Here is a 1,320-nt window from a genome sequence, read left to right as displayed (position 1 = left end):
CCTACGGCTCAGGGAAAGCAACGCCACCCTTCAAGCAAAGTTCAACATCAACAGGGACATCCCCAAAGCTGGTACCGCAGATAATTTACAAACTATCGAACACCGACCTCATACACCAGATTCCAACGATCTGCCCGCCACAAACGGACAAAATGTCCGGCACATAGAGTCTATAAAAAAAGATATTAAAAAGATTGTTCCCACTACGGTCAATCGCGGTGAACAAACCGCTCAAACCAAACCCACGATGAACCGAGACCCAGCATGCATGGCATGGGAAGACTTCACCCACGTTGCGGGATTTTTCCCAGAACCGCCGCGGACAGGAGAAGCCCTTAACCGCATTCTATACGACCTCGGTCGATTGCTTAGAATAAGCCAAGACGAACTTCGACATGGCATCCAGAAAGCTGGCGCGGGAAAACTGCTTCTCGTCTTCGACTACCTGATAGCAAGAGCAGACACGATCAAACACCCGGACGCCTATTTCGAAAGGATCCTACGCACCCAACTTACTCCCACCTGAATTGCTTGACCGCGGTCAAGAACGACGGTGAGAGCGAAAGGCGTGTTGGTTTGAGGGCGACGGGAAGTGAGATCGCGAGAGTGGCTTCCGGCAACCGTCGCGGAGAATATCTGATGACCAAAGCTGTCCAGAAAATCACCCTGTCCCCTTCGCGGGATATCCCTTTCGACAAGCTGGTGCTGAGCCAGTCCAACGTGCGAAGCATCAAGGCTGGCGTGTCCGTCGAGGAACTCGCCGAAGACATCGCCCGCCGCGGTCTGTTGCAGAGCCTGAGCGTGCGGCCCGTGTTGGCTGACGATGGGACCGAGACCGGCAAGTTCGAGATCCCGGCCGGGGGTCGTCGGTTCCAAGCAATGTCCTTGCTGGTGAAGCAGAAGCGTTTGGCAAAGAGCACGCTCATTCCCTGCATCGTGCGGGACGCGGGCTCTGACATCCTCGCCGAGGATGACTCTCTTGCGGAAAACATGCAGCGCGTCGCCCTGCACCCGCTCGATCAGTTCCGCGCGTTTGTGGCGCTGCGGGACAAGGGCCAGAGCAACGCAGAGATTGCTGCGGCCTGTTTCGTGACGCCGCAGATCGTGAAGCAGCGCCTCAAACTTGTCTCCGTCGCCCCTGCCCTGCTTGAGATCTATGCCGAAGATGGCATGACGCTGGAGCAGCTCATGGCCTTCACCGTGAGCCCCGATCACGCGCATCAGGTTCAGGTCTGGGACGTGATCCATTCATCCTGGCTCTGTTGCAAAGTTTTCTTGATGAGGTCACTTTCGAGCGTGGTCAGGCAGGAGAGCGGTTGT

The 1,320-nt window shown here is 56.2% G+C and carries 1 protein-coding gene and 1 pseudogene; both read left to right on the top strand.

What is annotated here, in order from left to right; genetic code table 11:
* Window positions 1–526, top strand: a pseudogene (locus C6W91_RS21070) (hypothetical protein); the annotation flags it as partial.
* A 113-nt stretch (window positions 527–639) separates the two neighbouring features.
* Window positions 640–1,320: ParB/RepB/Spo0J family partition protein (locus C6W91_RS21065; protein WP_370571599.1), on the top strand; the 681-nt coding region annotated here is incomplete at its 3' end.

Source organism: Phaeobacter sp. SYSU ZJ3003, assembly GCF_041300735.1.
Taxonomy (GTDB): domain Bacteria; phylum Pseudomonadota; class Alphaproteobacteria; order Rhodobacterales; family Rhodobacteraceae; genus Phycobacter; species Phycobacter gallaeciensis_A.
This window is presented reverse-complemented; position numbering and strand designations above follow the sequence as displayed.